1 protein-coding gene and 2 pseudogenes are annotated in these 1,680 nt (G+C 54.3%); 1 reads left to right on the top strand and 2 read right to left on the bottom strand.

Annotated features, from left to right (window positions below):
- Window positions 1-351, top strand: a pseudogene (locus BBW68_RS02450) (transposase); the annotation flags it as partial.
- 36 nt (window positions 352-387) lie between these two features.
- Here BBW68_RS02450 and BBW68_RS02445 read toward each other — a convergent pair.
- Together BBW68_RS02445 and BBW68_RS19405 are read right to left on the bottom strand one after the other, a co-directional pair.
- Window positions 388-1,149, bottom strand: a complete 762-nt coding sequence (locus BBW68_RS02445) for an ATPase, T2SS/T4P/T4SS family (RefSeq protein ID WP_070133860.1) — start codon at window positions 1,147-1,149, stop codon at window positions 388-390.
- A 5-nt stretch (window positions 1,150-1,154) separates the two neighbouring features.
- Window positions 1,155-1,544 (bottom strand): annotated as a pseudogene (locus BBW68_RS19405) (type IV secretory system conjugative DNA transfer family protein).
- Between the last annotated feature and the right edge of the window lie 136 nt (window positions 1,545-1,680).

The raw sequence follows: 1,680 nt of genomic DNA, 5'->3' as shown, positions 1-1,680 counted from the left end.
CACCTGGCGCGAGGTCGCGGCCCAGCTGGAAAGAACTTCCCGGCAGTCACAGAGATGATGGACAAAGCGGAGGCGGAGGGGCTGGCGTACTTCGGGTTCCCGGGAGCGCACCGGGTGAAAATCCACTCCACGAACACGCTGGAGCGCCTGAATAAAGAGGTAAAGCGGCGTTCCCACGTGGTGGGTATTTTTCCCAACGAAGAGAGCATAACCCGGCTTCTGGGTGCGGTGCTGACGGAGCAGAACGAAGAATGGCTGTTGCAGAACCGCTACCTGCCGCAGCACAGCATGGCGGAGATAGAGCAGACCGCTGAAAACGATGTGATCGAGGCGCTGCCACTCAGCGCTTAACAGACATATTACCGGACCGGAAGGCTGGATCTGAATTTACACCACCTTGACGGACTCGACCGTTTCGCCGACGCCGATCACTTTTGGCGAGCGGCGCAGGGCGGATTCCGAAATACCGATATCGAAGGAGGCGACATCTGTGCCGACCTCAGACTGCGCAGGCTCCGGCGCTATCCATAATTCATCATCAACACCGAGAAGGTATTCGACCGGCCATTCGAAGGTAATAATTTTGCGGTTGGGATAGTGCCGTCCCAGATACTGGAAAATAGCGGCCATCATCATACTTTTACCGGAACCGGTTTCCCCGCCAATAAACACAATGCCTGAACCGGAAAACAACGCTTCAAATAATTCGCTTTCAAACCCCATCGTTTCAAGCGGAATTATTTTGTTGTTCAGCACACGCAGCGTCACTGAAAACTGGCCTGCGCGACCGGCAACCGTCGCCTGCGTGAAGTTGATGCGAAAACGTGCCTTGCTGCCTTTGCGTAAACCCAGCATGGCGTTTTCATCACCCACCAGTTCCCACGCCTGATTGACTATTTTCCCCTGATTCAGCGACGAACGCACCGTTGCCCCGAATATCGCGTTAACGACTTCTTCCAGCCGGGATTGCTCGACCCGAAATTTCGTTGCAGCCAACTGCCGCCCGTGCCGTTCTACCCAGATACGGGCGTTACCCTGTAGGGTAATGTCGGAGACTTCATTCTGGGCGCAGTGGACAAAAAAGCGTTTCATCGACTGCGCATCCGGGTAGCCGCCAAAATCGAAAATGAAATCGTCCCTCTGTTCCATCACTATTACCGTATTGTTGGCTTCCAGTTTTCTTTCTTAATATCGAGCCGCGCTGGCTGTTCGATCCGCTTCACTTCATCGCCCAGCGTCATAGTGCGGCTGTCTCCAGTCACGGTCAGCGCCTTACACGAGATTATCGGTTGCTTGATCATGCCGCTCTGCAACAGGGTCGAGTAGCGCAACATGCCGTTGTAGTCGCGGGTCAGACGATTGAAATTGGCTTCCAGTATCTAATCGGCTTTTTCCCGCCCCTTAGCCCAGCCAATCTTGATGCTGCGCTCCCAGATAGCCTTTTCTTTGCTGTTCTTGGGCAGTGTTTCTGCTTCCGGCATGTCGATGCCCCATTCCCACTCGAAACGCAACAAAGTGACCCACTGGCCAGACCCGAATAAAATCTTCGTTCTGGTCCTACTGGAGAGCCTGTTGCATGCAGGGAAAACATCTGACTCAGAAAGAGCGGTTCTACATTGAAAAGCGGCGGGGTGAAGGTGTCAAACCGGCTACCATCGCCAGAGAGCTTAATCTCCCGCG

It is taken from the genome of Candidatus Erwinia dacicola, from assembly GCF_001756855.1.
In the GTDB taxonomy this organism is placed as follows: domain Bacteria; phylum Pseudomonadota; class Gammaproteobacteria; order Enterobacterales; family Enterobacteriaceae; genus Erwinia; species Erwinia dacicola.
This window is presented reverse-complemented; position numbering and strand designations above follow the sequence as displayed.

What these genes read in the sequence shown, in the direction of transcription:
- BBW68_RS02445 (WP_070133860.1), bottom strand. Translation starts at nt 1,149, where the DNA reads ATGGAACAGAGGGACGATTTCATTTTCGATTTTGGCGGCTACCCGGAT.